The sequence below is a fragment of the Streptomyces deccanensis genome, assembly GCF_022385335.1.
GTDB classification, from domain to species: Bacteria; Actinomycetota; Actinomycetes; order Streptomycetales; family Streptomycetaceae; genus Streptomyces; species Streptomyces deccanensis.
In genome coordinates this window covers 280,386-304,097 of sequence record NZ_CP092431.1, presented here as the reverse complement: position 1 = coordinate 304,097, position 23,712 = coordinate 280,386, and the positions used below count along the sequence as shown (strand labels likewise).

Annotated in this window: 19 protein-coding genes; 9 read left to right on the top strand and 10 right to left on the bottom strand. The window is 70.7% G+C overall.

Translation table 11 applies throughout. From position 1 onward, the window contains the following. Positions 1–21 precede the first annotated feature (21 nt). The 3 genes from L3078_RS01445 to L3078_RS01435 form a co-directional block, all read right to left on the bottom strand. Complete coding sequence (locus L3078_RS01445) at positions 22–1,476, bottom strand: serine/threonine-protein kinase (protein WP_239750097.1); 1,455 nt, start codon at positions 1,474–1,476, stop codon at positions 22–24. Then, a complete protein-coding gene (locus L3078_RS01440) occupies positions 1,473–2,339 on the bottom strand; it encodes a serine/threonine protein kinase (RefSeq protein ID WP_420864154.1) in 867 nt (288 codons plus the stop codon). The genes L3078_RS01445 and L3078_RS01440 overlap by 4 nt, the downstream gene beginning before the upstream one ends. Before the next feature lie 733 nt (positions 2,340–3,072). After that, positions 3,073–5,373 (bottom strand): FdhF/YdeP family oxidoreductase, encoded by a 2,301-nt coding sequence (locus tag L3078_RS01435; RefSeq protein WP_239760161.1) that lies wholly within the window; start codon positions 5,371–5,373, stop codon positions 3,073–3,075. 239 nt (positions 5,374–5,612) lie between these two features. On the opposite strand from L3078_RS01435, the gene L3078_RS01430 reads away from it, so the two are divergent. Both L3078_RS01430 and L3078_RS01425 read left to right on the top strand, forming a co-directional pair. After that, a complete protein-coding gene (locus L3078_RS01430; RefSeq protein ID WP_239750095.1) occupies positions 5,613–6,542 on the top strand; it encodes a LysR family transcriptional regulator in 930 nt (309 codons plus the stop codon). A 209-nt stretch (positions 6,543–6,751) separates the two neighbouring features. Beyond that, on the top strand, positions 6,752–8,155 hold the full coding sequence (locus tag L3078_RS01425) for a TolB family protein (RefSeq protein ID WP_239750094.1): 1,404 nt from the start codon (positions 6,752–6,754) through the stop codon (positions 8,153–8,155). Positions 8,156–8,213: 58 nt separating this feature from the next. Here the strand turns inward: L3078_RS01425 and L3078_RS01420 are convergent, their stop codons facing one another. After that, the gene (locus L3078_RS01420) at positions 8,214–8,924 is read right to left on the bottom strand and encodes an AAA family ATPase (protein ID WP_239750093.1); all 711 of its coding nucleotides are present in this window, start codon (positions 8,922–8,924) and stop codon (positions 8,214–8,216) included. A gap of 444 nt (positions 8,925–9,368) precedes the next feature. Here L3078_RS01420 and L3078_RS01415 point away from each other — a divergent pair, with 444 nt between their 5' ends. Beyond that, positions 9,369–9,740 (top strand): hypothetical protein, encoded by a 372-nt coding sequence (locus L3078_RS01415; protein WP_239750092.1) that lies wholly within the window; start codon positions 9,369–9,371, stop codon positions 9,738–9,740. Between the two features lie 80 nt (positions 9,741–9,820). Here the strand turns inward: L3078_RS01415 and L3078_RS01410 are convergent, their stop codons facing one another. The 3 genes from L3078_RS01410 to L3078_RS01400 all read right to left on the bottom strand — a co-directional run bounded on the left by L3078_RS01410 (position 9,821) and on the right by L3078_RS01400 (position 13,675). Further along, complete coding sequence (locus tag L3078_RS01410; protein WP_239750091.1) at positions 9,821–10,879, bottom strand: aminotransferase class I/II-fold pyridoxal phosphate-dependent enzyme; 1,059 nt, start codon at positions 10,877–10,879, stop codon at positions 9,821–9,823. Continuing rightward, positions 10,876–12,216, bottom strand: coding sequence for a radical SAM family protein (locus L3078_RS01405; protein ID WP_239750090.1), 1,341 nt, complete (start codon positions 12,214–12,216; stop codon positions 10,876–10,878). The genes L3078_RS01410 and L3078_RS01405 overlap by 4 nt, the downstream gene beginning before the upstream one ends. Before the next feature lie 169 nt (positions 12,217–12,385). Next, on the bottom strand, positions 12,386–13,675 hold the full coding sequence (locus tag L3078_RS01400) for a cellulase-like family protein (protein WP_239750087.1): 1,290 nt from the start codon (positions 13,673–13,675) through the stop codon (positions 12,386–12,388). A 160-nt stretch (positions 13,676–13,835) separates the two neighbouring features. Here L3078_RS01400 and L3078_RS01395 point away from each other — a divergent pair, with 160 nt between their 5' ends. Further along, positions 13,836–15,884: a glycoside hydrolase family 2 protein gene (locus L3078_RS01395; protein ID WP_239750085.1), complete on the top strand. Its 2,049-nt coding sequence runs from the start codon at positions 13,836–13,838 to the stop codon at positions 15,882–15,884. A gap of 66 nt (positions 15,885–15,950) precedes the next feature. On the opposite strand, the gene L3078_RS01390 is transcribed toward L3078_RS01395, so the two are convergent. From L3078_RS01390 to L3078_RS01380, 3 genes are all read right to left on the bottom strand, one after another. After that, positions 15,951–16,880: a carbohydrate ABC transporter permease gene (locus L3078_RS01390; protein ID WP_239750083.1), complete on the bottom strand. Its 930-nt coding sequence runs from the start codon at positions 16,878–16,880 to the stop codon at positions 15,951–15,953. Next, entirely contained in the window at positions 16,877–17,788 is a 912-nt protein-coding gene (locus L3078_RS01385) for a carbohydrate ABC transporter permease (RefSeq protein ID WP_239750081.1), read from the bottom strand. Before L3078_RS01385 ends, L3078_RS01390 begins: the two co-directional genes overlap by 4 nt. 64 nt (positions 17,789–17,852) lie before the next feature. After that, positions 17,853–19,196: an ABC transporter substrate-binding protein gene (locus tag L3078_RS01380; RefSeq protein WP_239750080.1), complete on the bottom strand. Its 1,344-nt coding sequence runs from the start codon at positions 19,194–19,196 to the stop codon at positions 17,853–17,855. A gap of 166 nt (positions 19,197–19,362) precedes the next feature. On the opposite strand from L3078_RS01380, the gene L3078_RS01375 reads away from it, so the two are divergent. Genes L3078_RS01375 through L3078_RS01355 form a run of 5 tightly spaced genes read left to right on the top strand, consistent with a single transcriptional unit; the run spans position 19,363 to position 23,680 of the window. Next, entirely contained in the window at positions 19,363–20,106 is a 744-nt protein-coding gene (locus tag L3078_RS01375) for an SDR family NAD(P)-dependent oxidoreductase (RefSeq protein ID WP_239750079.1), read from the top strand. A 58-nt stretch (positions 20,107–20,164) separates the two neighbouring features. Further along, complete coding sequence (locus tag L3078_RS01370) at positions 20,165–20,908, top strand: FadR/GntR family transcriptional regulator (protein ID WP_392310758.1); 744 nt, start codon at positions 20,165–20,167, stop codon at positions 20,906–20,908. Then, positions 20,905–22,050, top strand: coding sequence for a galactonate dehydratase (gene dgoD / locus L3078_RS01365; RefSeq protein WP_239750077.1), 1,146 nt, complete (start codon positions 20,905–20,907; stop codon positions 22,048–22,050). The genes L3078_RS01370 and dgoD overlap by 4 nt, the downstream gene beginning before the upstream one ends. A gap of 47 nt (positions 22,051–22,097) precedes the next feature. Continuing rightward, positions 22,098–22,718 (top strand): bifunctional 4-hydroxy-2-oxoglutarate aldolase/2-dehydro-3-deoxy-phosphogluconate aldolase, encoded by a 621-nt coding sequence (locus L3078_RS01360; RefSeq protein WP_239750076.1) that lies wholly within the window; start codon positions 22,098–22,100, stop codon positions 22,716–22,718. After that, positions 22,715–23,680 (top strand): sugar kinase, encoded by a 966-nt coding sequence (locus L3078_RS01355; RefSeq protein ID WP_239750074.1) that lies wholly within the window; start codon positions 22,715–22,717, stop codon positions 23,678–23,680. Before L3078_RS01360 ends, L3078_RS01355 begins: the two co-directional genes overlap by 4 nt. Positions 23,681–23,712: the final 32 nt, after the last annotated feature.

Genomic DNA, 23,712 nt, shown 5'->3' with positions numbered 1-23,712 from the left:
ACGAAGTGCCCTGGTGGCGGCTCAGGAACACGCGGGCAGCACCGGGCGATCCGTGGTCCGTACAGCGGGCAGCCAGGCCGTGCCGTACGGTGCCTCGTCCGGGAGGCGGACCCGGAACCATCCGGTGGAGCCGGTGCCGTTCTCGTCGGTGACCGGGGTTCCCCGGGGGAGGTGGCAGTCGACGGAGAGGACGTCGTCGTGCCACACCCGGGTCGCCACGACGTTCTCGACGGTATAGGGAAGCGTGGGATCCACGGCCAGGCCGAGGCTGCAGGCGGGGAGGCGGTCGTCGGCCCGGTCGCGGCAGAGTTCCACGACGTTGTGCACGGTGATGCGGCCCGCCGGCCGGGACGGGGGCGGCTCCTCGTGTTCCTCTTCCGCGCTGTACGTCCAACCGGCGGCGGCCGCCCCGCAGAACGCGGCGGCGACGGCGAGGCCGAGGAGCGTCTTCGTCCGCCGTCCGCCCGATCTCGTCGCCGCCGGGACCGAGGCCGTCCGTATCGGAACCGGGGCCGTCCGTATGCGCTTGAGCAGGCTCTCGGCAGTGTGGACGGCGCGCTCGGCGCGCGTCGGGGCCAGGCAGCCGGCGGCCAACTCCCGCCAGAGCGGAGGCAGCGCGTTGTCCAGTCGCAGTGGCGCGCGCCCTTGGGCGTACTCCTGCGCCGCTGCCCCGCGCGCCGTGGGGGTGGCCCCGGGGAAGGGGGAGGTTCCGTCGGCGAACAACTGGTGGATCATGATGCCGAGTGCCCAGATGTCGTCGCCTGGCCGCACCTGCACGCCGCGCTCGCCCAGTGGGGCTCTCCAGCGCTCGGGGGGCAGATAGTCGAGGGTGCCCAGGGGCGGTGTGTAACCGTGGGTGCCGTGGGTGCTGTCCAACTCCGCGGCGAGACCGAAGTCGGAGAGCCTGACGGAACCGTCGGCCATGATCAGTACGTTGTCGGGCTTGAGGTCGCCGTGCACCCAGCCGATGCCGTGCAGATGGGCCAGCCCCTCGCAGATCTCGGCCAGGAGCCGCGACTTCTCGCGCTCCGTCGGTCCCGGCCCGTCCCGTTCGAGGTACTGACGGAGGCTGTGCTCGGCCCGCTCCATGACCAGGACGACGGCTCCGTCGAGAACGGGGTCGCCGGGTTCACTGAGCACGACCGAGTCGAGCATCCGGATCAGCCGTGGATGGCGGGCTCGGCGCCCGAACTCGGTCTCCCGGCGGGCGGTCTCCACGAGAGCGCGCGCCTGACGCGGGGCGAGCCCGGCGGTGGGCAGGAACTTCAGCGCGACGACTTCCTCCCGCCGATCGTCCCGCTCGTCCTCCTGCCCGTCCTCGCGCCCGTCCTCCTGCCCGTCTCGCGGGCCCGTGCCCATGATGCTCGCGGGCCGGCCCTCGTAGACGGTTCCCCAGCCCCCGTTCGCGATCCGTTGTGCGACCTCCCAACCGCCCACCCGGTAGCCGGCCGGGAGCTGGTCCGAGGGCGCGCTCACTCGGCGCCCGCCCTCGCCCGTGCCCCTTCCGCCACGCGCGGCGGAAGCAGATTGAGGTGCTCCTCGCGGACCAGCCCGAAGCGCAGGGCGAGCCCGACGATCGCCTCGCGCTTGCCGTTGCGGCGGGCACCCTGCCCCGCGTCCGTGGGGGCCGGGCAGCGCAGCCGGAGTTTCTCCTCGGCGAGGTAGTCGATGTGGGAGCTGACGGCGCGGGCGGTGAGCCCCCGGTGCTCCGGGTGGCCGCTGAGCCGCTCGACGACCTGGGGCGTGGTCGGCACGGCGATCGCCGACTCGTCGCGCAGCCGGGGTTCGCAGAGCGCGACCAGGACCAGGAAGTAGAGGGCGGTCTCGTCCAGCGAGTAGGCGGTGAGGGTCTGCGTCCCCCACCGGCCGTCCGCGCCTCGTGCGTGGTCGGGGTCGAGGTACACGTGATCCGGCGCGAACACCTGGAAGCTCACCGTCGCCCCTCGGGTCGGCAGGACGACCCGGGCGAACTCGAAGGGGATGGGTGCCCCTGCCCGGCGTGGTGGGACGCGCAAGTACTCTCCCGCCCCTTCCGGGTTCTCCACCAAGTAGCTCTGCGTGGCACTGAAGTTGCTCAGCTGCCAGTGGTCCTCGGTCACCCGTATCTCGCCCGCCAGCCGCGAGACCGCCGGATCACCGAGCCGCAGCTCCACCGGGCTTTCGGCCGAGCCGCGCCCGAAGCGGGCGACGTCACCCGCTCCCAGCCGCAGGGTCACCGGCCCCGCATCGCGCTCCGGTCGCCGCCCGGCCCCGGCGTGGGTCCCGTTCCCCACGTCTTGGCCTGGGCCGCTCCTGTTCCCCTCTTCGTCTCCCGGAAGATGGATCACCACTCCGCTCAACCCCACGCCCCCGATCGTCACCGGCTTCGCCCGTCGGCGCCGTGACGGGCGGACCGAACTGCCGCTGTCGCGTGGCCCGTACGGTCCGACCGTCCCCACCCAGCGGCCCGCGCAGGCGGGCTCCGCTCAGTTTGACGCTCGTCCCTCGGAATGCGTTGTCCCCGACCGGCAATCGCCACAGGGGACCGAGCCCTCACCCGACACGCGACAGGGCGAGCCTGTCCCCGAACAGGGTGGCGTCGTCCGCCGGGTTGGCGGGTCGTACGGCCGTGAGAGCGTCACCCCACCTCGTGCCGCGGAAGTGAGGGCTGCCGTGCGCGCGCAGCCGTCGGCCCTCCCGTAGGGAGGGCGGGAGGGACGGCGCGGCCCCGCCCAGGCGGGAGCGCGCGGGCGGGGCCAGGGGTGGTGACCCCCAACGGGGGAGTGGAGATCACCTGGCCACAGCTTGGCACTGGATCCGGCCAGGCAACAGAGGTGTGACTGAAATTGGCCCCACGAAAGACGACGCCCCACCGCGTTCGGCGCGTCAACGACATCCCGCAGCCCGTGCCGGCGGTGACGGTGTCACCGGCATCGGTGATGACGACGGTGCTTCCCGAGGGGCTGATGGTGATCTGGTTCGCCTCGCCCTCGGCAGCGGTGACGTGGATGAACGCGAAGTTCGCGGTGCCCGTGCCCCCGTCGCTTCCCACTGCTGGACGGCCGCCCACCGCACCCGGCCCCCGACGCCAACCTATGGATTCTCCGTCGGCCGCCGCTCCAGGCGTACGATCACGCTCTTCGATGTCGGGGTGTTGCTGATGTCCGCGACGCTGTCGAGGGGGACGAGGACGTTGGTCTCCGGGTAGTACGCGGCGGCCGAACCCGGGGGCGTGGAGTAGCCGACGACCCGGAAGCCGGCGGCCCGGCGTTCCGAGCCGTCGGACCAGATGCTGACCAGGTCGACGAGGCTGCAGTCCGGGAGACCGAGGGCGGTGAGGTCGGACGGGTTCACCAGGACGATGCGCCTGCCGCCCTTGATGCCTCGGTAGCGGTCGTCCAGGGCGTACGGGATCGTGTTCCACTGGTCGTGCGACCGCAACGTCTGCAGAACGAGGTGACCCTCGGGCGCCCGGAGCATCGTGAAGTCGTTGACGGAGAAGACGGCCTTGCCGCTGGGCGTGCGGAACACCCGCTCGTTGACCGGGTTGGGAAGGCGGAAGCCACCCGGGCGCCGCACCCGCTCGTTGAAGTCCTCGAAGCCGTCGACCACGTGGGCGATCCGGTCGCGGATCGTGTCGTAGTCGGCCTCGAAGTCCTCCCAGGGGATGCCCGGTTCACGACCCAGGAGCCGGCGGGCGAGGCGGGTGATGATGGAGACCTCGCTCAGCAGGTGCGGCGAGGCGGGCGCGAGCCGGCCGCGGGTGGCGTGGACCTCGCTCATGGAGTCCTCGACCGTCATGAACTGCTCGGCGCCCGCCTGGACGTCCCGGTCGCTGCGGCCGAGCGTCGGCAGGACCAGGGCGGTACGGCCGCACACCGCGTGCGAGCGGTTCAGCTTGGTCGAGATGTGTGCGGTCAGGCGGCAGTTGCGCAGCGCGCGTTCGGTCGCGTCGCTGTCGGGCGCGGCACGTACGAAGTTCCCGGCGACACCGATGAACAGCTTGGCGCGGCCGTCGCGCATGGCCCGGATGGAGTCGACCGAGTCCAGACCGTGCCTGGTCGGCGGAGTGAAATGGAACTCCGCCGCGAGCCGGTCCAGGAACGCCTGGGGCATGCGTTCCCAGATGCCCATGGTGCGGTCGCCCTGGACGTTGCTGTGCCCGCGAACCGGGCAGACGCCCGCTCCCGGACGGCCGATGTTGCCGCGCAGCAGAAGGAAGTTGACGACCTCCCTGATGGTGGGCACGCCGTGTTTGTGCTGGGTCAGGCCCATCGCCCAGCAGACGATCACACTGCGGCTGCCGAGGACGCGTTCGTGGACCCGCTCGATCTCGTCGCGGGTCAGCCCGGTGGCCTCCAGGACGGCGTCCCAGGACGTGGTGGCGCGCAGGTGCTCGACGAAGGCGTCGTAGCCGGTGGTGTGCGCCTCGATGAACTCCCGGTCCAGGACCGTGCCGGGTTCCTTCTCCTCGGCCTCCAGCAACAGCAGGTTCAGGGCCTGGAACAGGGCCAGGTCGCCGCCGGGACGTATCTGCAGGAACTGGTCGGCGATGTCCGTACCGCGACCGATGACACCGCGCGCCTTCTGCGGGTGCTTGAAGCGCAGCAGCCCCGCCTCCGGCAGCGGGTTGACGGCGACGACCTGGCCGCCGCGCCGCTTGGTCTCCTCCAGCGCGGACAGCATGCGCGGGTGGTTGGTGCCGGGGTTCTGCCCGACGACGAAGACCAGGTCGGCGTCGTAGAGGTCGTCGAGGCCCACACTGCCCTTGCCGATGCCCAGCGTCTCGTTCAGGGCCGAACCGCTGGACTCGTGGCACATGTTGGAGCAGTCCGGCAGGTTGTTGGTGCCGAAGGCGCGCGCGAACAGCTGCAGCAGGAACGCCGGTTCGTTGGCCAGGCGGCCGGAGGTGTAGAAGAGCGCCTCGTCCGGATGGTCCAGCGCGCGCAGTTCACCCGCGAGCAGATCCAGGGCCTCGTCCCAGCCGATCGGCTCGTAGTGGGTCGCGCCCTCGCGCAGCACCATCGGTTCCGTCAGCCGGCCCTGCTGGTTGAGCCAGTGGTCCGATCTCCGGCTCAGCTCGTCGACCGAGTGCCGCGCGAAGAAGTCCGCGGTCACCCGCCGGGAGGTCGCCTCGTCGGCGATGTGCTTGGCGCCGTTCTCGCAGTACTCATTGCGATGCCGCTGCCCGGGGGCGGGCTCCGGCCAGGCGCATCCCGGGCAGTCGAAGCCCTTGGTCTGGTTGATGTTGAGCAGGGTCAGCGCGGTGCGCTTCGGCGAGGTCTGGCCCAAGGCGTACTTCAGGGCGTGGACGACCGCGGGCGCCCCGGTCGCCCAGGTCTTGGGAGCCGACACCGACAGCTCGTCCTCGACCGGTTCGTCGAAGTCCCGAATCGGTGCGTCGATGTCCCGAATCGGTGCGTCGAAGTCGCGCACCGGTTCGTCGAAGTCCCGCATCGAGCACCACGCCCTCTCCGTGCCGGGCGGTGAGCTCGCCCACGCGTCCCACACACTCTTCGGCAGGGCGTCGGTCCAGGTCAAAGCGGAATCTCCTATCGGCTGACAGGCCACGCCGATCAGTGCACGTGACCCGTGCCGGTGCCGGACGGCCCGATGCGGTGGATCATGGGCACGTGCTGCTGCGCCAACTCGAGTACCTCGTCGCCCTGGCCCGCGCCCGCCACTTCGCGAAGGCGGCGCAGGCCTGCCACGTCTCCCAGCCGACCCTGTCCGAGGGCATCCGGAAACTGGAGGACGACCTCGGCATCCCGCTCGTCCAGCGGGGGCGCAGGTTCGACGGCCTCACACCCGAGGGCGAGCGCGTCGTCCTGTGGGCGCAACGCATCCTCGCCGACCGTGACGCGATGCGGGGCGAGATCCAGGCCCTGCGGGCCGGGCTGAGCGGCCGGCTGCGGATCGGGACCGTACCGACCGCGTCCACCGCGGTCGCGCTGCTGACCCAGCCGTTCTGCGCCGCCAACCCGATGGCCACGGTCCAGGTCTTCGCGGACCTGCGGTCCGAGGACATCGTGAACCGGCTCCGCGCGTACGAACTCGACGCCGCCGTGACCTATCACAGCACGGTCGTGGCACACGGCTTCAAGTACGTCCCGCTGTACCAGGAGCGCTACGTCCTCCTGATCCAGCGCTCCGCCCACGACGCCGGCCCGGCCGAGATCTCCTGGGAGGACGCGGCCCAGTACCCCCTGTGCCTGCTGCATCCCGGGATGCAGGGGCGACAGGTACTCGAAGCCGCGTTCGAGGCGGTCGGCGTCTCCGTCACCCCGCGGGTGGAGACCGACTCGATCGCCTCTCTGTTCGCGCAGGTCAGATCCGGACAATGGGCGAGCATCGTGCCGCACGCGTGGCTCCACGTCTTCGGCGTCCCCGCGGGGATGCAGGCCGTCCCCCTGGTCCGCCCGGTCCGTACGGAACGCATCGGCCTGGTCCTCCCGGCCCGCGAGCCCGTCTCGGTGATCGGCCAGGCACTCGTCGACGCCGTCGGCCGGGCGGCGATCTCGGCGACGCTGGAGCGGCTGCCGGACCAGGGCCGCGCGCCGTGAGACCCCGTGGGGCTGGGGCGCCGTGAGATCCCGTCGGGCTGCGCCGCCACGTGCGCTCTTGGCGCTGCCAGCAGCTGCAAGAACGGCTGGTTTGCCGCCCCGCCCCGTTGCCCACCGCCCGCCCCCGCTATTGGCTGTGTCCGGCCCGTACGTCCAGGGGTGGAGGACCTTGTGGAGGGGGAGCAATGCGTTGTCTGAGACAGGCCGCGGTGTCGGTGGTCCTGGCCGGCAGTTGTGCGGCCATGCTGCCGGCGAACCCCGCGGTGGCGACCGGTGACGAGCACCGGCCCCGGACGGAGCGGATCAGCGTCACGCCTGAGGGCACTCAGGCCAACGCTTTCTCCGACGTGGGTGGCATCAGTGCCAACGGTAGATATGTCGCTTTCGATTCCTCCGCGACCAATCTGGTTGCCGGGGACAGCAATGGGTTTTCCGACATCTTCGTGAAGGATCTGAGGACCGGGGCGATCGAGCGGGTCAACGTGGCCGACGACGGCACCCAGGCCGACAACGAGTCGACGACGTACTCGTTGAGCGCGAACGGACGCTACGTCGCCTTCAGCTCGTACGCCGACAACCTGGCGCCCGGCGACACCCCTGATGCCCAGGATGTCTTCGTGCACGATCGGCTGACAGGCCGGACGGAGGTGCTGGTGGAGTCCGGGACCACCTGGGCACAGACGTACGAGCCGTCCATCAGCGCCAACGGCCGTTACGTGGCCTTCACTTCCAGCAGGAGCGATCTGGTTCCGGGGGACACCAACGGTCGTGGCGACGTCTTCGTGCGCGACCGGTGGAAGAAGACCGTCGAGCGGATCAGTGTGGCCGACGACGGCTCGCAGACGAGCGGATTCTCGGAGGGCGCAGCGATCAGTGCGGACGGGACCCGGATCGGTTTCCGCACCCAATTCCTGCTCGACGGCGGCGGTACGGGTGACGGCGGCGGTGAGCATGAGGGCGAAGGGGGCGGTGAGGATGAGGGTGAGGGCGGCGGCCAGGAGGGCGCCCGGCCGGCAGCCTCCGAGGTGAGACGGCCGCAAGCCTTCCTCTTCTACGTGCGCGACACCCGAACCGGGCGGACCGTCCAGGCGGCACACACCCGCGATGGCGTGTCCGTGGCTGTCCGAGGCGCCATCGAGCTGAGCCCGGACGGGCGCTACGCCCTCTTCGCCAGCGAGTGGCCGGAGATCGTGCCGGGCGACACCAACGACAAGCGGGACGTCTTCGCCAAGGATCTGAGGACCGGAGCCACCCGGCGCGTCACCGTCGCCCACGACGGGTCGGAGCCGAACGACCACTCGGCGGGCCAGGTCAACCAGCGCGGAGCCGCTCTCAGTGCCGACAACCGGCGTGTGGTCTTCACCTCGTTCGCCGACAATCTGGTGCCGGGCGACACGAACGGTGACGCCGATGCCTTTGTGCGTGATCTCGTCACCGGCGAGGTGCGGCGGCTGAACGTCACGCGGGACGGAGGCCAGAGCGACACAGCTCAACGTTCGTCCCCCGTGGTCGACGCTCTCGGGCGGACGGTGGCTTTCAGCTCGGCGGAGAACGACCTCGTGCCCGGGGACACCAACGAGACCAGCGACGTTTTCGTCCGCCGCCTGGAGTAGGGCACACGCAGGGCGCACGGTGGGTCGCGTGGTCGCGCAGTCGAAGGCGGACGCGGCCTTACTCCTCGACGATGTGCCGCAGGTAGGCGTGTGGGTCGGCGAGGTAGCGGCGCCAGTGGTCCACGATGGCGAGTTCCTGCCAGGTGGCCCTCCGTATGCCGTGCTCGCCCACCTCGACGATGTCCGCGCCCGGCAGGGCGGTCAGCAAGGGGGAGTGGGTGGCACAGATGACCTGGCCGCCCTCCTTGGCCAGCCGGTCGATGTGCCCGATCAGTTCGAGGCACGAGGAGAAGGAGAGGGCCGCCTCCGGCTCGTCGAGGACGTAGAGCCCGGGGTGCAGGAACTTCCCGCGCAGCGCCGCGAGGAAGCCCTCACCATGGCTGACCGAGTCCGGCGAGAATCCCTCTCTGTCCAGGGCGTCCAGCGCGGTCTCGGCCCGCAGGAAGAACCCCTTGCGGGCCGACCAGCTGGTCATCATGCGGCGCCCGTGTGAGGCCGCGTCGAACCTCATCCGCTCGCCGAGCGCCGACTTGCCCCGAGGGGAGGCGTAGCGCCAGTCGTGGGAGCCGCCGTAGGAGTCCAGCCCGAACCCCTCGGCCAGCGCCTCCACCAGGGTCGACTTGCCCGAGCCGTTCTCACCGACCACGAAGGTCACCGGTGCGGTGAAGCGCAGCCCCTCCTCGATCAGCTGGCGGACGCAGGGCACCGACCAGGGCCAGGCGTCCTCGTCGTACGAGGAGAGGTGGGCATAGGCACGTTCGACGATCACCCGACCAGTGTCGCGCACGACCCGGAAGCCGCACGCGCCCGAGGCCGACGCGCGCGGAGGGGAGGGACGGAGAGACTTGCCCCAACGTCTCGACGGCGCGCTGCGCCCAGCCAGTCAGCGGCTGAGCCGAGGGGGGTGGTGTCGGGAGCACTGCCGGCCCGTCCGTCGCGTAGTCGTCCGGGACGACCGCGGCCCCGATGACCGGTCCCGACTCCGTGCGGCCTTGAGCGAGTGTCAGGTCCATCATGCCTGTTCGGAGGGGGTTTTCGGTAGGACGTAGCGCACGCCCGTTTTTTCTTGTGGCAGGTGGTGCCGCGCGTCAGACTCGTCGTCATCCACACTCCGGCCAACGTGTCGGCAACCGTCATCGGTTGTCGGCGCGCTCGCCGTGCTGTCTCACCGTGTGACGTGCACGGGCCGGGGGTGGTCTGACGAAGGGGATCGATGGATCAGGACATGGTCGTGCTGGCGAGGGTCAGGCTCCTGAGCGCCAACCGGCGGGTGGTGCGTGGTGCCGAAGGGCTGTGGATCTACCGCCTTCTGACACAGGTCGAGCCGGAGACGTACGGCTCGAAGCTGGCGTACGTCCTGGTGGAGGTGAGCGGCTCCCCCCTGCTGCGGGAGTTGCCTGAACGACGGTTGGCCCTGGTGGACGAAGCCGTGGAGGTGGCGAAGGCCCTCGATACGTCGAACCCCTACCGCGCGAAGATGCTGGCGAGGGCGCTGGCTGCCAGGGAGCGGGAGCTGCGGGGCCGCCCGGCGGAGCCGCCCGCGTCCGAGGGGCCGTACCCGTCGTCCGAACAGAGCGGTGTCTGATTCTCCGGGTGTACGACTCGCGGCGTGGGGTTCCTGTGCCAGGAACCCCACGCTCGCGTCGACGCGGACGGCCAGGTCCTTCAGCGGTGCTGTGCGTCCGTCGGTGTGGGGGCGAAAGCGTCGGCGAGGCTGGTCAGGACGGAGCCGGACCAGTCGCTCTCACCGAACACACTGACCGGCGCGGCGAGCACGCCGTACTCGTGCCGGAGGGTCTCCGCCGGGATGTCGACAGGGAAGAAGTAGTTGCCGGGACTCGTCCGGCTCGTCTCGGGAATCGCCCCGAGCACGTCGTCGGGCAGCCGCTCGAACAGCCGCTCGGCCCGGGCGGTCAGTTCGTCGGCGACCTGCCGGGGCACGTCACCGTGCTCGGTCAGGAGACGGTCGGCGAGCTGCAGTTGGTCCGGAGTCGGCGGATCCGCCCGGAACGCATCGACCAGTTCGGCGTCCGCGGGGTCCAGCAGGACCACGCCGAACGTGCGGGGCCACAACCATCCCTTGGTGACCGAATGCAGCAGGACCGCACGACCGGTGTCCAGCAGCCGCCGGGTGCCGGCGGCGAACGGGGCTCCCAGGTCGTAGACGCTGTCGATCAGCACGCGGCGGTGTGGTGACCCCCGCAACCACGAGATCACCGCGGCGCACTCGGCGTCCGACAGGTAGCGGCCGAGCGGCTTGCTGGGGTTGGCGAGCAGCAGGTATTCGGGCCGGTGGTCCGCCGCCGACGGCGTCGATGGCGCCGACGGCGGGAGAGCGGGCGCCGGTAGCGTCGGGTAGGAGGCGGGTTCGAGGCCAGCGGCGCGGGCCAGGTCGAAGTACACCGGGTACACGTCGCTGGGCAGCCACAACCGCGCCCGCACGGTGCGCAGTCGGCGGAAGACCACACCCAGCCCGTGCCGGACCCCTCGACACACCATGGCGTGGCGGGACCATTCCTCCGGCAGCTCGAAACGCCGCAGCCAGGCGCGGGCGAGGTCGCACCGGTACACCGTACGCATGTCGGTGGGCGGCGCCGGTCGCAGCGCAGCGAGCGCCCGGTACACGTTGGTCTCGGCGGCGTCCAGCAACGTCGAGGAACGAGTGAGGTCCGAGGAAGGAGTGAGTTGCCGCTGCCGGAATCGCTGGAACTCCTCGAACCTCATGCCGCCGCGCCTTCCGGCACGATCTCGCTGGCCCGGTCCTCCAGGGAGGCGTAGCAGCGTCCGTCGGCCATGACGTTCCAACTGCGGGCGATCCCGCTGGTCCGTTCCCAGAGCAGGCTGGGCTCGGTGTACGCGGCGATCCGCATCGGCCGACCGTCCCAGCTGCCGTCGTAGACCGGCGCGCCCCAGGGCAGGCGGCTCGTCAGCGCGAAACCGTGCCGCTCGGCGAACCCGGTGACGACGGACAGCGAGACCTGGTGCTCTCGGCTCCAGACGTTGGCGGTGCGGTCGAAGTAGAGCGACTCGGTGCTCGTGGATACGTAGAGCTCCTTGAAGCAGACTTCCTCGACACCGAGAGCCGCGGCCCACGAGAGATAGTCGGCGACCCCGGCCGCGTCGGCGACGCCGCCGTGCTGGAGCACGCAGATCAGTCTCATCCGCAGGCCCGGCCAGCGGTCACGTTCCTCACGCCAGGTCTCGACGACGGAGCTCACCGGGGTGCGCAGCATCATCAGTCGCTCGTTGACGGTGTCGTCCTGGTGGTGCCGGGAGACCGCCAGCACGCTCAGGCCCGCGGTGCCGAGGGCCGCGAGGCGCTCGGCCCGGTCAGCGTGCGAGCCCTTCGCCAGGGTGTGCCCGTTGGTGATCAGGACGACCTTCGGGAAGGCCGCCGAGCAGGCGGATATCAGGCGCCGTTGCTGCTCGAACGGTATGAGCGTGGGCTCCCCGCCGCCGGTGATCACGGCACGCTCGGCCCCCGCCGCACGGGCCCGCTCCAGCCAGTGGGCGACCGCGTCCCACGGGACCCGTGCCGGTGCCTGGTCGCTGGAGATCGAAGCCGAGGAGAAGCAGAACGAACACCGGGCCTGGCAGGCGGAGGCGACCGGCAGGAGCGACACCGAGCGCGGCCGCGTGTCGGCGTAGCGGCGCAGTGCCGAACCGTGCAGCTGCAAGGAGGCCGCCATCGCGTCCTCGACGGTGGTCGGGCGCAGAGTGAACTCGTCGTCCGCTCGGTCGAGTTCGTGGACCGCCGACAAGCGGATGCGTGCCTCGTGCAGTTCCATGCCGAGGCCCGTCGACACGTTGGGCACCAGCTTGTCGGGGTCCACCATGGTTTCCAGCACCAGCAGCCGGTCACCCGGAATGGCCAGACGGTCGAGGAGGCGGCGCGCCTTGCCGATGCCGATGCCCAACTCCGCGCGGGTCAGCAGGTGGAACCGGTCGGGGTAGGTACTCTCCGGGATGCCCGCCTTGCCGTAGGCGAACGCGTACTTGTCGAAGCCCTTCGCGAAGTTCGACAGCACGATGACGTGGAAGCGCTGGTCGCAGTGGTTCATCCCGTCATCATGCTCGACTTCCGCCCCCGTCTGAAGGCGGGGAATTCTTCGGGACATCTCCCGCCGCGCGCGGCCCCGGCCCCGGGAGTCCTACGTTCCCGAACTCACGGACGGGGGCGACCGGCGAGTGCTCGATCGTGCCGGAGCCCGGTCCGTCGCGGGTGTGCGGTCAGGCCGCTGTGACACGGGCGTTGACCCGTCGCATCCAGTCCCGGTCGGTGTGCCACATGGGGTGGTGCGGGGCCGCGTTGGAGGTGAGGACGACGCCCCGGAAGCCCGCGGCGAGGCAGCGGTCGACGACGAACTCGGCGATGTCCTTGCCGACGGCGTCCTCCTCGAAGCGTGTCAGGAGCGGGGTGTAGCCGACGACGCCCTCACCGAGGACCGCGGGGATGCCGCGCCGGCCGGCGAATGCGGCGACGGAGTCGACCCAGGAGGCCAGCGTCTCCCGCATGTTCTGCCGGTGTGCCGCGTAGTTCTCGTACAGCCACAGGTCCCAGCGGTCCGGGTCGACCCAGTCGTGGGCGTAGAACAGTTCGCGGGGGATGCCGGTGGCGGCCAGCCGCCAGGGCTCGTCCGGCTGGTAGTCGGCGAAGGCGGGTGCGTCGGGGCGCAGCATGGCGGCCAGTTCGGGGGTGGGCCAGGCGGCCGTCTCGGGTGCCGCCTCGGTGCCGTGCCCGAGGCCGACCGCCTCGTAGAGCGCGCCGAGCACTCCGTAGACGTAGAAGTGGAAGTGCGCGATCTGCGCCCCCTCCGGCAGGTCGTCGATCTCGCTCGGCCACGGCTCGCCCAGCGAGTAGGTGGCGGGGATGGCGGGATGGCGGGCCCGCAGCAGCTTCACGGCACGGTCCAGAGGGCCGCGCAGGTAGGCGTAGTGGGTGACGCCGTCGCGCGGTACCAGGGAGCAGTTGTCGACCTCGTTGTGCACCTCGACGTAGGCGACGTGGTCGGCCAGCCCGCGCTCGGTGAGGAAGTCGAGGAGACCGGCGAGCGCTTCGGCCACGGCCTCCGCGCGCTCCGGGCCGGGCACCTCGGCGAGGGCACGGTGCCAGGCGTCGGTGTCGGCGAAGCTGGGGGACTGCTGGTACTCCCAGGAGGACACGATCACCTTACAGCCGTGGCGGGCGGCCGCCTCGAACAGCTCGACGAGCCTTCGGCGGCCGTCCAGTCGGTAGCCGCCGCGCACGTCGTACCAGCGGGTGCGCTGGCCGAACTGCTCGCCCAGTCCGCGGATGTGGATCGACTCCGGGTCCTGGACGCGCCCGGAGAACAGCAGGAAGGGCATGGCGCAGACGCGCACGGTGTTGAAGCCCCGGTCCACTGTCTCGGCGAAGGCGCGGTCGAGGTCGGCGAACGGTTCGCCGGGACCTGCCTGGGTGTACCAGCTGAAGTCCCACAAGGTGATGGCGAGCCGGGCCGCGGTCTCACTCGTGGTGGCTTGCTGCTGTGCGGTGGTCATGAGGTCACCCGTCGTTCGTGTGCGGTGGGACGCCGTCGGCGGTTCGACAGCACCACGCTAGCTCAATTCATTATTTATGAATAATCCTTGACGAGGGTGGCGGGGTTGTCCAGGCTGTGGGGCGGACGAACACGTATGCGCATCGAGGGAGCCGCCCGCCATGACCGAATCCACCCATCCGTCCCGGCGCACCGTCGTCACGGCACTCGGCGCCGCCGCCTTCGTCGCCCTGCCGGCCTGGCCGGAGACGGCGCGTGCGGCAGACGGCACGGCCGTGGCCGCCCAGGACGGCCCGGTGCTGGACACCCACCCGCCGACGGAGCCCTCCGGGACCCATGTGCGCGATGTCGACGGCACCGACGTCGTCTTCCAGTACGGTTCTGTGCTCCCGGCCTTCGACGGTTGGCGCACCCATGAGCCGACCCGCGACTACCTGTCCCTGGACAAGCGGTGGCGTTTCCGCTTCGACCCCGCCGCCCAGGGGTTCGACGAGGGCTGGCAGTCTCCGTCCCACGACGACAGGGCCTGGGACCGTATCGACGTCCCGGCCGCCTGGGACCTGCTGAACACTCCCGGGTTCGGCTCGCAGGACGCCCCCTTCGCGGTGGGCACCGCGTTCAACGACGGCTACGCCTGGTACCGCACCACCGTCGACGTCCCCGGCTCCTGGCGCGCCCGGCACATCCGGATCGCCTTCCTCGCCGCCGGGTACAGCGCCGAGGTCTGGCTCGACGGCAGGCATCTGGGCAAGCACGAGGGCGCCAACTCGCCCTTCGCGCTTCCGGTGGCCGGGGCCGTGAAGCCGGGGACCCGCCAGACGATCGCCGTCCGGGTCTTCCGCCGGGCGAGCTACACCGACTACACGGCCGCGAAGCCGCAGCCGGTCACGGACGACCACGAGCTGCCGTACAAGCCCGTCGACTACTGGCCCTACGCGGGACTGACCCGGTCCGCCTGGATCGAGGCGGTCCCACGGGTCACCATCGCCAAACTGCTCGTCGTCGGTGCGGGCGGACGCCTCGAGGCACGGGCGGTCGTCGAGAACCACGGCGACGTCGACTTCGACGGCCGCCTCACGCTGGATCCCGGCCGGGGCAGCGGGGGCCGGCCCGCCGTGGTCGCCGCCCGCATCGCCGCCCGTTCGGCAGGCGTGGTGCGCGTCTCGGTCCCCATACCCCACGCCCCGCGCTGGAGCCCGGCCGCGCCGCGCACACTCACCGCCCGTGCCACCCTGAGCGCCGGGAAGCACTCCGGCCCACGGGTGGACACCCTCTCCACCCGGTACGGCGTCCGTGAACTGGCCGTCGCGGACGCGCAGTTGCGGCTGAACGGCAAGCCGCTGTTCCTCAAGGGCCTCAACTGGCACGAGGAGACCGCCGCGCACGGCAGGGCCATGACGAGGGCCGAGTACGACCGGGAACTGGGCCACCTCAAGAAAGTAGGCGCCAACTTCCTCCGCAACTGCGTCTACAACCGCCACCCGTACGTCTACGACTGGGCGGACGAGCACGGCGTCCTGGTGATGGACGACATCGACACCATGTGGCTCAACACCGCCCAGGAGAAACTGCAGACCGAGCGCTACGGCCTCGCGCGCGCCCTGGCCCTGACCATGGCGTGGAACCAGCACAACCACCCCTCGGTGATCCTCTGGGGGCTGCAGAACGAGTCGGAGATCGACGCCGGCGGCGCTCCCGTCTACCGCGCCTGGCTCGCCGACCTCAAGGCGGCCGTGAAGGCGGTCGACCTCACCGCCCGCCCCGTGACCTGGGCCTCCAACACCAGCAACGACCCCGCCTTCGCCCTCGCCGACGTGATCGGGTTCAACGAGTACTTCGGCTACTTCTACGGCAAGGACGCCGACCTCGGCCCCACACTCGACGCGGTGCACGCGAAGTACCCGGACAAGCCCATCCTGATCACCGAGAACGGCACCTGGTCCGTCGCCGGCACCCACGGCCCCGCCACCACGCAGGGCACGGAGGAGTGGCAGGCGGCGAGCTTCACCGCGCACTGGGACCAGGTGACCGCACGCAGCGCGTTCGTCGCCGGATTCACCTACTGGGTCCTCAAGGACTACAAGCAGCGCGCCGGGTACAACCAGGACTACAACGGCATCTCCGTGATGGGTCTGCTCACCTTCGACGAGGAGCGGCCCAAGCTCGTCCACGACGTGTTCCGCAAGGCCGTGAACCCCAGGGGCGAATGACGTGACGGGGCACGGCGGAGGGGGAAGGGCCGTCCGGCCCTTCCCCCTCCGCCTTCGTACGAACGGTCAGCCCTTCACGCTGCCCTCGGTCAGGCCGCTGCGCCAGAAGCGCTGCAGGGCCACCATGGCGATCATCAGGGGGACGACGGAGACGAAGGCGCCTCCCACGGTCAGTTGGTAGAGCTGCGGTTGGCGGTCGGCGAAGGACTGCCACGACGTCAGACCGAGGGTGATGGGGTACAGCTTGGAGTCGGACAGCATGACCAGCGGCAGGAAGTAGTTGTTCCAGATGCCCACGAACTGGAAGAGGAAGATCGTCACCAGGGCGGGGGTCATGATCCGCAGGGCGACGACCCCGAAGATGCGGAACTCTCCCGCGCCGTCGATGCGGGCCGCCTCCAGCAGCTCGTCCGGTATGGACGCCGCGGCGTAGATCCGGCAGAGATACACGCCGAAGGGACTGACGAAGCTCGGCAGCAGGACCGCCCAATAGGTGTTGGCGAGGCCCGCCTTGCTGAACAGCAGGTACATGGGCAGCGCCAGCGCCGTGGCGGGGAGCAGGACGCCACCCAGCACGACGTTGAAGAGGGTGTCGCGGCCGGTGAAGGAGAACTTGGCCAGCGCGTAACCGGACATCGCGGCCAGCAGCGTCGCCACGCCCGCGCCGACCCCCGCGTACAGCAGGCTGTTGGCGGCCCAGCGCAGGTAGATCGCGTCGTCGTAGGTGACCACCTGGTGCAGGTTGCTCAGAAGCTGGGGTTGGGAGAACCACAGCCCGAAGCTGCCGAACAGCTCGCCGGTGGACTTGGTGGACGCCACGACCAGCCAGTACACCGGGAGCAGGAAGTACCCGGCGGCCGCCACCAGCAGGCCGGTGACCAGGATGCGACTGCGCGTGGTGACCCCGCTGATGCCGCCGCGCGGTGGCGTGCCGTCGTCGGAGGCCGGCGTCACACCGCTCGGCCGGACCGCGCGGGCCGGTGTCTGGAGACTCACGCGTCCCCACCTCTCTTGTTGATCAGGCGCAGGAAACCGAAGGAGAGCACGAACGCGGCGAGGGCGAGCAGCACCGCCTCGGCAGCGGCGAGGTGGTAGTTGTCGTTGGTGAACGCCTCGTTGTAGGCGCTGAGGTTGGGGGTGTAGGCGCTGTCGATGCTCGACGAGACGGGCCGGAGCACCAGGGGTTCCGCGAACAGTTGCAGCGTGCCGATGATGGTGAAGACCGTGGTGAGGACCAGTGCCGGGCGCAGCAGCGGCAGCTTCACATACCGGACCGTCGTCCACGCACCGGCGCCGTCGATGCGGGCGGCCTCGTACAACTCCGCGGGGATCGTACGCAGTTGGGCGACGAGCACCAGCACGTTGTAGCCGGCGAACTCCCAGACGACGATGTTCGCGATGGACCACAACACCGTGCTCCCGCCCAACAGGTCCACCGACACCCCCAGGTGCCGCATGCCGTCCACGAGAGGGCTGACTCCCGGCACGTACAGGAAGCCCCACAGGATGGACGCGATGACCCCCGGAACGCCGTAGGGCAGGAAGTAGGCGGCGCGGAAGAACCGCACGCCCCTGGCCGAGGCGCTGTCCAGCAGCAGCGCGAGCCCGGCGGCGAGCGCGACCATCACCGGCACCTGGACGACCGCGAACAGCAGGACGCGGCCGACGCTGCGCAGGAAGGCGTCATCGGACAACGCGTGGGAGTAGTTGCTCAGCCCTACGAAGGCGGTACGGCTGCCGCCGAGCCCCAGCGGTCCGGTGTACTCGACATCCATGACGCTCTGGTGAACGGCGTAGGCGATGGGGACGGCGAAGGTCAGCAGGAACAGCAGGAGGAAGGGCGCGACGAAGGCGACGGGCGCCAGATTTCTGCGGCGGCGGGGCGCTCGGGTGCGGGTCGGCATCAAGGTACTTTCTGGAGTCCGGAGGGGAGAACGGCGACGGCCGTGTCGCGCCCTCCGGAGGCGGTCACTGGCCGGTGGAAACCTTCAGACCCTTCCTCTGCAGGTCCTCGACGGTCTGCTTCTGTGCCTGCTGGACCGCGGAGACGAACGTGCCCTTGCCCGCCACGGCGGCCTGGAAGCCGTCGTTGAGGTGCTGGTAGGTGGCGGCGATCGTCGGTATCCACTTCCACGAGGTGTCGATGTTCTTGTCCGCCTCCGCGAAGACCTCGTTGTACTTCTGGCCCCCGTAAAACTCTGACGGCTTGTCCAGCGAGGAGCCCTTGTACGCGTCGGCCCCCGCGGGCCAGCCGTAGCCGCCCTGCAGCAGCAGGTCGACGCTCTCGGGGTCGGTGTTGAGCCACTCGGCGAACTTCAGGGCCTCGGGGATGTGCTTGGCGCCCTTGAGGACAGCCGTGGAGGAACCACCCCAGTTCGCGGACACGTTCGCGCCCTTCGTCCACTGCGGCATGGGCGCCACCGCCCACTTGCCGGCGGTCTTGGGGGCGTTTCCGCTGATGATGGCGTCGCCCCACTGGGCGCTGACCCACGAGGTGATGGCACCGGACTGGAGGTCCTTGTACCAGCCGTTGGCGAAGTCGGGTTCGGTCTTGATCAGTTTCTTGGTGCGCATCTCGTCCCAGAACGCGGCGACCTTGAGGGTCTCCGGGGAGTCGATGTTCACGGTCCAGTTGTCACCGTCGACGCCGAACCACTTGGCGCCGGCCTGCCAGGCGAGCGCGGTGAACCAGGCGGAGTTGCCGGGAGGGAAGGTGCCGATGTAGGCCTTCGGGTCGGCCTTGCGGATCTTCTCCGCGGCCTGGGCGTACTCGTCCCAGGTCTTGGGCGGAGCGATGCCCCACTTCTCGAACAGGTCGGAGCGGTAGAACATCCCCATCGGACCGGACGCCTGCGGGATCGCGTAGACGGCCGAACCGAAGACCCCCTGCTGCCACTGCCAGTCCACGAACTTCGACCGGCTCTTGTCCGCGCCGTACTCGGACAGGTTCACCAGGCCGTTCTCCAGCAAAAACGAGGGGATCTCCTGGTATTCCACCTGCGCCAGGTCGGGCGCGTTGCCGCTCTTGAGGGCGGCGCGCATCTTCGCGTAGCCGCCGCTGCTGCCTGCCGGGATCTTCTCCAGCTTGACGCGGATGTCCGGGTGCGTGGCATTCCACTTGTCGACGGCCTTGTCGACACCGGGAACCCACGACCAGAAGCGCAGGTCGACCTTCTCGCCGGGCTTTGCGGGTGCCTGCGCCTTGTCCTGGCTGTCGGTCGAACCGCTGCACGCGGAGATGAGCAGGGAGAGGGCGACAAGGGTCGTCGCGAGTGCGCCCCGGCCTCTGCGGCGGGGTGTGGTGCGGCTCATGGGAGGAGGTCCTTCCTGGCTTCGTGCTGAAGGTGCCTTGGTGTGCCGGTCAGTCTCGGAGCGGCATCACCACCCCGTCAAGATATATTCATAATTAATTGAAACAGCTATGGTGGGCGCGTAGACAGGAGCGAGGGAGACGCACGTGATGACGGAATGCCGCAGGATGACGGGGCGCGTGGCGGTGATCACCGGGGCGGCGCACGGAATCGGCGCGGCCACGGCCCACCGACTCGCGGCCGAAGGGGCGCTGGTCGTGGTCACGGACGTGGACGACACGGCCGGCAAGGCGGTCGCGGCGCACATCGCGGACGGCGGCGGACACGCGGAGTACGTACGCTGCGACGTGACCTCGGCCGCCGACTGGGAGAACCTGGCCCGCCACGTCGACGAGCACCACGGCCGGCTGGACGTGCTGCACAGCAACGCCTTCGCCCAGCTCAACAAGCCCGCCCACGAGCTGAGCGAGACCGAGTGGGACGGTCAGATGGCGGTCCTGCTCAAGCCCGCCTGGCGCGCGATGAAGACGTTCGCGGCCATGCTGCGCACGGCGAAGGGCTCCGTCGTCCTGACCTCCTCGGTGCACGCGGTCATCGGCCTGCCGGGCCATGCCGCCTACGCCGCCGCCAAGGGCGCGCTGTGCTCATTGGGACGGCAGTTGGCCGTGGAGTACGGTCCTGACATCCGGGTCAACACGGTGCTGCCCGGACCCATCCTCACCGCCGCCTGGGACGGGATCCCGGAGGCCGACCGGCAGCGCAGTGTGGCGGCCACGGCGGCCAGGCGGTTCGGACAGCCGGAGGAGGTGGCGGCCGCCGTCGCCTTCCTGGTATCGGCGGACGCCTCCTATGTGACCGGTGCGAGCCTCGTGGTCGATGGAGGATGGAGCGTCATGAAGGAGTCCTCGTGAGCGTCGTGCACCCCGCCGGGCGCCGACCGGCAGGACCGATACGGAAACGGAGAACGTGGTGACCCATCCCCCGAGGGGACTGCACGGCCAGGCCGTGGAGGAGCTGGGCCGGCGCATCATCCGCGGCGACTACCCCCCGGGCTCCGTGGTGGACCCGGCCAAGTTCGAGACCGAACTCGGCGTCAGCAAGACCGTCGTGCGCGAGGCGCTGCGCGTGCTGGCGGCCAAGGGCCTCCTGGAGTCCAGGCAGAAACGCGGTACGACCATCAGACCGCGCGCCGACTGGAACCTGCTCGACAGCGACCTGCTGCGCTGGCAGGGCAGCAGTGCTCCCACCGACCGGTTCCTGGAGGACCTCGCCGAGGTCCGCGCGATCGTCGAACCCGCCGGGGCCCGGCTCGCCGCGACCCGCCGCACCCCCGCCGACCTGGACGCGCTGCGCCACGCGCTCGACGCGATGGCGGCGGCCGGCACGGACGCGGAGGCGATGGTCGAGGCGGACCTGGCCTTCCACCGCGCCCTGCTGGACGCCGCCCACAACGAACTGCTCAGCCGGATGGAGGTCGTCATCGAAGCCGGCCTGCGCGTCCGCGACCGGATCGTGCACGGCGCCCGGCACTTCTCCGACTCCATCCCCGTGCACCAGGAACTCCTCGACGCGGTCGAGGCCGGAGACCCGGACGCGGCGGTGGCCGCCGTCGCGTCCCTGCTCGCCCAGGCGTCGCACGACCTGGCCGCCGTACAGGCCCGGGAAGACCACGACGACACCGTGACGGACCAGCATCCCGAGGGAACTCCTTGAAGATAACCGGACTTGAGACGTTCCTCGTGGCCCCGCGCTGGCTGTTCCTGCGCGTGGCCACCGACGAGGGGGTCACCGGCTGGGGCGAGCCCGTGATCGAGGGCCGTGCCGAGACCGTACGCGCCGCGGTGCACGAACTGGCCGACTACCTCGTCGGCCGGGACCCGCTGCGCATCGAGGACCACTGGCAGGTACTCACCAAGGGCGGCTTCTACCGGGGCGGCCCCATCCTCTCCAGCGCCGTGGCCGGCATCGACCAGGCGCTGTGGGACATCGCGGGCAAGACCTACGGCGTCCCGGTGCACCGCCTGCTCGGCGGCCCCGTGCGCGACCGCGTCCGGATGTACGCCTGGATCGGCGGGGACCGGCCCAGCGAGGTCGCGGAGCTGGCCGAGGAGCAGATCAAGGCGGGCTTCACCGCCGTCAAGATGAACGCCTCGGCCGAACTCGCGCCGATCGACACCCCGGCCCGCACCGCGGAGGTCGTCGCCCGTGTCGCGGCCGTCCGCCAAGTACTGGGCGACGAACGCGACATCGCCGTCGACTTCCACGGCCGGGCCTCCACCGCCATGTCACGCCGCCTCCTGCCCCGACTCGAGGAACTGCACCCGCTGTTCGTCGAGGAACCCGTCGCACCGGAACACTCCGGCAACCTGCGCGGCCTGGTGGAGTCCACGAGCGTTCCGCTGGCGACCGGCGAACGCCTGTACTCCCGCTGGGACTTCCGTGAGGTCCTGACCAGCGGCATCGCCGTCGCCCAGCCCGACCTCTCGCACGCCGGCGGCATCTCCGAGGTCCGCCGCATCGCCGCCATGGCGGAGACGTACGACGTGGCCATGGCACCGCACTGCCCCCTCGGCCCCCTCGCCCTGGCCGCGAGCCTCCAGATCGCCTTCTCCGTACCGAACTTCCTCATCCAGGAACAGAGCATGGGCATCCACTACAACCAGCGGTGCGACCTGCTGGACTACGTGCTCGACCCCGAACCCTTCCGCTTCCAGGACGGATACGCCGTCGCCTCCGCCCGCCCCGGCCTCGGCGTCGACATCGACGAGAAGGCCGTACGCCGGGCCGCCGAGACCGGACACCGCTGGCGCAACCCCGTGTGGCGGGGCGCCGACGGGTCGTTCACCGAGTGGTGAGCACCATCAGGCCCCCACACCCCCGACCCGAGGAGAGCCCCGCTCCCATGAACCTGGTGGAATCGCTCCGCGCCCACCGCCTGCTGGCGATCGTCCGCGGCAAGGACCCCGCCGCGGCCCTGCGCACCGTACGCACCCTCACCGAAGAGGGCGTCGCGGTCATCGAGGTCTCGCTGACCACCGCCGACGCCCTGACCGTCATCCGGCAGGCCCGCGCCGAACTCGGCCCCGACGCCCTCCTCGGCGCGGGGACCGTGCGCTCGGCCGCGGACGCCGAACGTGCCGTGGAGGCCGGAGCGTCGTACCTCGTCACTCCGGCCGTGCTCGACGGGCCGGTGTCCTTCGGCGTACCCGTGTTGATGGGTGCCCTGACACCGACCGAGATCGAGACCGCCCTCGCACGAGGTGCGGACGCGATCAAACTCTTCCCCGGCGTGCTCGGGGGGCCCGGCTATCTGCGGGCCCTGCGCGACCCCTTCCCCGAGGTGCCCTTCGTGCCCGTCGGCGGGGTCGACGCGCAGGCCGCACGGGACTACCTGGACCGGGGCGCCCTGGCCGTCGGCGTCGGCTCGCCCCTGGTCGGGGACGCCGCCGACGGCGGCGACCTGCGGCGACTCCGGGACCGTGCCGCCGAGTTCCGCACGGTGACGGCCGGGGGCAGGTCATGACGAGATCGGTTCCGCCCGAGGTCGTCACCTTCGGCGAGACGATGGCCGCGCTCCGGGCCCACGGCGCCCTCCGGCTCGGCGGCAGTCTCGGGCTGTCCGTGGCGGGCGCCGAGTCCAACGTCGCCATCGGTCTCGCCCGGCTCGGGCACCGGGTGCGCTGGGCCGGCCGGGTCGGCGCGGACGAACTCGGCGCGCTGGTCCTGCGTACCCTGCGCGCCGAGGGCGTCGACACCACCCACGCGGTCACCGACGACGCCGGCCGCCCCACGGGACTGCTGATGACCGAGCCCCGCCTGGGCACGCTCACCCGCGTCAGCTACTACCGCACGGGATCCGCCGGTTCGGCCGTCGCACCGGCCGACGTCCTGCCCGCGCTGGCCGACGGGCCCCGCGTCCTGCACCTGACCGGCATCACGCCGGCGCTCAGCCCCACAGCGGCCGACGCGGCCCTGACCGCCGCCGCCACCGCACACGAAGCCGGCATCACCGTATGCCTCGACATCAACCACCGCTCCCGGCTGTGGACCGCCGACCGGGCCCGCGCCGCACTCAGGCCGATGCTGGCACACGTCGACCTGCTCATCGCCTCCGAGGACGAACTACCGCTCGTACTGGCACGACCCGGCGTGGACGAACCCGAGGCGGTGCGCGCTGTTCTGGCCGAGGGGGTCGGCGAAGTGGTCGTGAAACGGGGCGCGCGCGGCGCGACCGCCTTCACCGCGGACGGGGCGACCGACCGCGCGGCACGACAGGTCGACGCCGTCGATCTCGTCGGCGCGGGCGACGCCTTCGTGGCCGGATACCTCTCCGGACTCCTCGACGGCGCGGACGTCCCGGCCCGGCTGCACCGGGCCGTCACCACCTCGGCGTTCGCCGTCGCCACCCGGGGCGACTGGGAGGGCCTTCCCGCGCGGGACGAACTCGGCCTGTTCGACCAGCCCGACGGCACGACCATCCGCTGACCCAAGCGATGCAAGCAGTTCAAGGAGAACGG